Source organism: Methylobacterium sp. WL6 (assembly GCF_008040095.1).
In the GTDB taxonomy this organism is placed as follows: Bacteria; Pseudomonadota; Alphaproteobacteria; order Rhizobiales; family Beijerinckiaceae; genus Methylobacterium.
The window spans coordinates 1-5,200 of sequence record NZ_VRVH01000304.1 but is presented as its reverse complement, the minus strand read 5'-3'; the positions used below and the strand labels follow the sequence as shown (position 1 = coordinate 5,200).

Sequence of the window (5,200 nt, the reverse complement as noted above, 5' to 3'; positions counted from 1 at the left end):
GCGCCATGCCGGCCCCCGGCCGGATGCGCGCCCCCCGCGCCGCGAGCGGGCGCCCGATCCTGATTCGCCCTTCGCCAAGCTCGCCGCCCTGAAGGCGCAGCTCGAATCCGGCGAAGGCGGCAAGCGCTGAGGCATCACCGGTCCGCATGAAGGAAGGGCGGCAGCGGCTGGACAAGTGGCTGTGGTTCGCGCGGGTGGCGAAATCCCGCTCGCTCGCCGCCCGCCTCGTCGAGGACGGCCACGTCCGCCTCAACGGAACCCGGACCACGCTGCCGGCGAAGGGCTTGGCCGTCGGCGACGTGCTGACGGTGGCCGCCGCCCACGCCACGATCATCGTGCGCGTCGTCGACCTCGGGACGCGCCGCGGCTCGGCCGAGGTCGCCCGGCGATTGTATGCGGACCTGTCGGCCGGCGGCGAGGCGGCGCAGGCTCGATCGGTTTCCGAGCCCGAGCCGCCCCTAGAATCAGTGTAGACAAGCCACACTCCGGCACCGCGGGCCGGTTGCGGCATGGGTGCGCTTGTCAGCCCCCTTGGCAGGGGCTAGAGCCCTTGCCATCCAAGGGCCGACCCAAGGCCCGTCGACACGCAAGCCGAACGCGTCCTCGCCCGCCCGCGAGACCGTTCGAGCCCCCGGCGACCGCGGATGCGGCCAGCGCGGATCGAGGACGAAAATCGCACCATGACCTACGTCGTCACCGACAATTGCATCAAGTGCAAGTACATGGACTGCGTGGAAGTCTGCCCGGTGGACTGCTTCTACGAAGGCGAGAACATGCTCGTCATCCATCCCGACGAGTGCATCGATTGCGGCGTCTGCGAGCCGGAATGTCCGGCCGAGGCGATCAAGCCGGACACCGAGCCGAACCTCGAGACCTGGCTGAAGGTCAACGCCGACTACGCCAAGGACTGGCCGAACATCACCCAGAAGAAGGACGCTCCCGGCGACGCCAAGGAGTGGGACGGCGTGGCCGGCAAGTTCGAGGCGCATTTCTCCGCCGCCCCCGGCACCGGCGACTGATCACCCCAGCATCGGCCCGCGGCCTCGATGCCGCGGTTGCCTTGCCGGCTCGGTCCCGGCCTCAGCCAAACCGTGCATAACGTGCTTCGGACGGTGTCGAACCGTCGGGAGCGCGTCGCGCTGCTTTGATTCGACGGTTGATTTGTGATACACAATCCGCCTGCCGTCGCTCGCGCCTGACGTGCTGCCTGTCGCGTCCAAAAACGCGAATTCCGGATCGTCCAGGATAACAGGTGGCACGCGCTCGACTGCTGGAGGCTTCGCCTTCGGCGGCCGTTCTATCATGGGCTGCGCACGGCTGCGCCTGGGAGCTTTCGCCTGCCCGACCGATCCGGTCGGCGGCGTCGGTCGGGCGGTTGAAGCCGGGTGTCCCACCCCGGAAAGACATGGTCACGCGGGTGCTTGCAACCCCCCGCGCTTTGTTCTGGAGGCCCTTCTCGCATGACAACAGCCAAGAAGCCGACGACGGGCCGCCAGGGATTCAAGACCGGCGAGGCGGTGGTCTATCCCGCCCACGGCGTCGGCCGCATCACCGCGATCGAGGAGCAGGAGATCGCCGGCTACAAGCTCGAGCTGTTCGTCGTCTCCTTCGAGAAGGACAAGATGGTCCTGCGCGTGCCGACCGCGAAGGCCAACAGCGTCGGCATGCGCAAGCTCGCCGAGCCGGAACTGGTGAAGAAGGCCCTCGACGTGCTGACCGGCCGAGCCCGCGTCAAGCGGACGATGTGGTCGCGCCGCGCCCAGGAATACGAGGCCAAGATCAATTCCGGCGACCTGCTCTCGGTCACCGAGGTGGTGCGCGACCTGTACCGCTCGGAGGCCCAGCCCGAGCAGTCCTACAGCGAGCGCCAGCTCTACGAGGCCGCCCTCGACCGGATCGTGCGCGAGATCTCGACCGTCAACCGGATCACCGAGACCGAGGCGCTCAAGCTGATCGACCAGAGCCTGCAGAAGTCGCCCCGTCGCGGCAAGGCCGAAGCGGAGGCGGAAGCCGAGGCCGACGGCGACGAGGCCATCCAGGAAGAGGCCGCCTGAGGGCGCGCCCACCGGCCGGGATCGTTCCGGCCCCGTCCCATCCCGATCAGGCCCGGCGCGCGAGCGCCGGGCTTTTTCGTCCGTGCCGTCGCCCGCTCGATGGAGCGGTGGTCGGGTAACCTTCGATCGCGCAATCGTGCGTCCGACGGAACCGGACATCCTCGGCCCTGTTGGATCGCCGGCGGAACCTTCGCCTTCGCCCTCCCGTTGTTCGGTGCCTTGCGTGGACGCCCGGTCGGACCGGTGCCTCCGCAGGACGCGGCCGAGGCCGCAGCAGCGCTCGGAAGGAAGAGGCAGGCGGCATGGCGGAAATCGCGGGAATTCGTCGGCAGTTCATTCGCACCGCGATGGAAGCGCCGTTCCTCCAGCGGGACGAGGAACGCGGGCTGGCGGTGAGCTGGAAGGACGAGCGCGACGAGCGCGCCCTCCACAAGCTGATCTCGGCGCACATGCGCCTCGTGATCGCGCTGGCCGGTCGCTTCCGGCATTACGGCCTGCCGATGGCCGACCTCGTCCAGGAAGGCCATGTCGGCCTGATGGAGGCCGCCGCCCGGTTCGAGCCGGAGCGCGAGGTGCGGTTCTCAACCTACGCGACATGGTGGATCAGGGCCTCGATCCAGGACTACATCCTGCGTAACTGGTCGATCGTCCGCGGCGGCACCAGCTCGGCGCAGAAGGCGCTGTTCTTCAACCTGCGGCGGCTGCGCGCACGCCTGATGCAATCGACCGAGGAGCGCGTCGGCGACGAGATCCACCGCCGCATCGCCACCGCCATCGGCGTCTCCCGCGAGGACGTGGCGTTGATGGACGCCCGCCTGTCCGGCCCCGACATGTCGCTCAACGCCTCGGTCGGCGAGGAGAGCGAGGCCTCGTCCGAGCGCATGGACTTCCTCGTCGACGGCGCGGCGCTGCCCGACGAGACCGTGACCGCCACGGTCGACGGCGAGCGCCGCCATCTCTGGCTGCAGCAGGCGCTGACCGTCCTGTCCGAGCGCGAGCTGCGCATCCTGCGCGAGCGCCGCCTCGCCGAGGATCAGGCCACGCTGGAAGCCCTTGGGCATCGCCTCGGCATCTCCAAGGAGCGCGTCCGCCAGATCGAGAACCGCGCCCTCGAGAAGCTCCGCCGGGCCCTGGCCGACCGCTTCCCGCAGACGACCGGCGCCGCCTACGCCGGGTAGGACGCCTCTCCGCATCGATGACGAGAAAGGCCCGACCGGATGGTCGGGCCTTTCTCGTTTTCGCGACGTCCCGTCTTCCCTCCCCCGCAGCGGGGGGAGGGAGAGCGTCGCCCCCCTACTTCGTCGACGTGCCCGTCGAGCCGGTGGCGTCCACCGGGCCCGGCTTGATGCTCCACAGCTCGGTCGGCAGGGCCACCGGGGCGTCGGGCTTGTAGAAGGCCGAGTCCTGAATGTGCGAGGTCGTGAACAGGATGGTGCCGTCCGGCGCCTCGGCGAAGGTGTCGGGCCAGCGCAGGCGCGGATCCTGGATCAGCACCGTCGGCTTCCCGCCCTTGGCGGACAGGTCGCGGACCTTCACCGCGTTCTCCTCCGGCGCGCTGACGTACATCCGGCCGTCGTGCCGGCTGATGATCAGGCCGTCGGCGGGGCCGTTCTCGCCCACCGTCTCGACCTTGCCCGACAGGCTCTTGTCGGTGAGCGCGCTCGGCACCACCGAAGACGTCAACCACCCGGTCAGCGCGTCGGTCGGGAGGCTGTAGAGCGTCTTGCCCTTGATCGCCTGCCAGTAGAGCGTCTTGCCGTCGGGCGAGAGCGCGATGCCGTCGGCCGCGAACTCGACGCCGCGCCCGTCGGGCCGGCGCAGGGGCTTGCCGTCGTAGGTCACGGTCACGCTCTTGTCGGGCATGGTGGTCGGGTCGCCGTCGAGCAGGCGACGGGCCTTGCCGCTGTCGAGGTCGACCACGACGAGGGCGCCGCTCGCGCCGGAATCGGTGAGGTAGGCGGTCTTGCCGTCGGGCGAGAAGCGCACGTCGTTCAGGTACGAGCCCTGGGGCGCCACCGTCTCGTCGAAGGCGATGGTGCGGGCGGGCTTGTTGGTGCTCAGGTCGATCTCGACGAGCTTCGGCCCGTCCTTGACCACCGCCGCCATCGCGGGGGCGGCCGGATCGAGCACCCAGACGTTGCCCTTCGGGTCGGCGACCACGCTCTGCACGCAGATCCAGTGGTTGCGCGCGTCGACCTCGTCCTTCTTCGCGTTGCGCCACGCGTTCCACTCGGCATCGGGGAACGGCGTCAGCTTGCCGTCCTTCAGCTCGGCGACCGAGATCGCGGTATCCTCGGTCCAGCGCGGGAAGTTGACGAAGATGCGCCCGTCCTTTCCGACGGTGACGCCGGTGACCTGATGCTCGAAGCTCGCCACCTTGGTCAGCGCCGGCGCGGTGCCGGGCTGGGACGCGACCGTTTCCTGCGCCACGGCGGCGCCGGAGAGCGCGGTTCCGGCAAGGAGGGCGCTGCCGAGCACGAGGCGCGCGCGGATGCCGGTGATCGTCATGGTCATGGAGAACCTTTATTCGGGGCGGCGGACGCGCCGCATCAGCCCGAACAACGCAGCCGGAGCCGGCCAAGCTTCATCGGATTGGCATCGTTCCGGGACGATCAGCGATGGTCGGCGCCCGCCGGCCCGGCGGTGGCGGCGAGGGTGCGGGCCATCCGCTCGATCCGCTCGGCGGCCCGCGACACGCCGTCGGAGACGCGGGCCGACCGATCCGCCTCGACCGCCTGCGACGCGGCCGCCTCGGCGCGCAGCCGCTCGGCCTCGGCCTCCGCCACCGCGAGCCGGCGCTTCAGCTCCGACACCTCGTCGGAGATGGTCAGCGCCGCCATCACCTGCAGGCGCATGTCGCCGATCTCGCCGAAGGCCTTGCGCATGTCGGCGACCCGCGCGCCGAGGTCGGCGGCGAGCGCTGCCAGATGCGCCTCCTCGCCCTCGCCGCAGGCCATGCGGTAGCTCTTGCCGTCGATGGTGACGCTGATCTGGGGCATTCGTGCTGCAGGTCGGCCGAGGACGAGAAAATCGGGACGTCGGCGGATTGGGCGCGTGCGCGCCGCCCGGTCAAGGGTCCGGGCGGGCGAGCACGGTCTCGACGGTGCCGATCGCCCGATCCAGCCGGCGGCCGACCGTGTCGGCGG

Annotated in this window: 6 protein-coding genes; 4 read left to right on the top strand and 2 right to left on the bottom strand. The window is 70.1% G+C overall.

Features of this window, described 5'->3' with window-relative positions:
- Positions 1-146 precede the first annotated feature (146 nt).
- The 4 genes from FV230_RS24155 to FV230_RS24140 all read left to right on the top strand — a co-directional run bounded on the left by FV230_RS24155 (position 147) and on the right by FV230_RS24140 (position 3,232).
- On the top strand, positions 147-473 hold the full coding sequence (locus tag FV230_RS24155) for an RNA-binding S4 domain-containing protein (protein ID WP_147728547.1): 327 nt from the start codon (positions 147-149) through the stop codon (positions 471-473).
- A 207-nt stretch (positions 474-680) separates the two neighbouring features.
- Entirely contained in the window at positions 681-1,019 is a 339-nt protein-coding gene (gene fdxA, locus FV230_RS24150) for a ferredoxin FdxA (RefSeq protein WP_147728546.1), read from the top strand.
- A gap of 441 nt (positions 1,020-1,460) precedes the next feature.
- Positions 1,461-2,054 (top strand): CarD family transcriptional regulator, encoded by a 594-nt coding sequence (locus tag FV230_RS24145; RefSeq protein WP_147728545.1) that lies wholly within the window; start codon positions 1,461-1,463, stop codon positions 2,052-2,054.
- Positions 2,055-2,356: 302 nt separating this feature from the next.
- Positions 2,357-3,232 (top strand): RNA polymerase factor sigma-32, encoded by an 876-nt coding sequence (locus FV230_RS24140; RefSeq protein ID WP_147728544.1) that lies wholly within the window; start codon positions 2,357-2,359, stop codon positions 3,230-3,232.
- Positions 3,233-3,347: 115 nt separating this feature from the next.
- Here FV230_RS24140 and FV230_RS24135 read toward each other — a convergent pair whose 3' ends face one another.
- Complete coding sequence (locus FV230_RS24135) at positions 3,348-4,562, bottom strand: L-dopachrome tautomerase-related protein (protein WP_147844204.1); 1,215 nt, start codon at positions 4,560-4,562, stop codon at positions 3,348-3,350.
- Positions 4,563-4,666: 104 nt separating this feature from the next.
- Positions 4,667-5,053, bottom strand: coding sequence for a cell division protein ZapA (gene zapA, locus FV230_RS24130; RefSeq protein WP_147844203.1), 387 nt, complete (start codon positions 5,051-5,053; stop codon positions 4,667-4,669).
- Positions 5,054-5,200 lie beyond the last annotated feature (147 nt).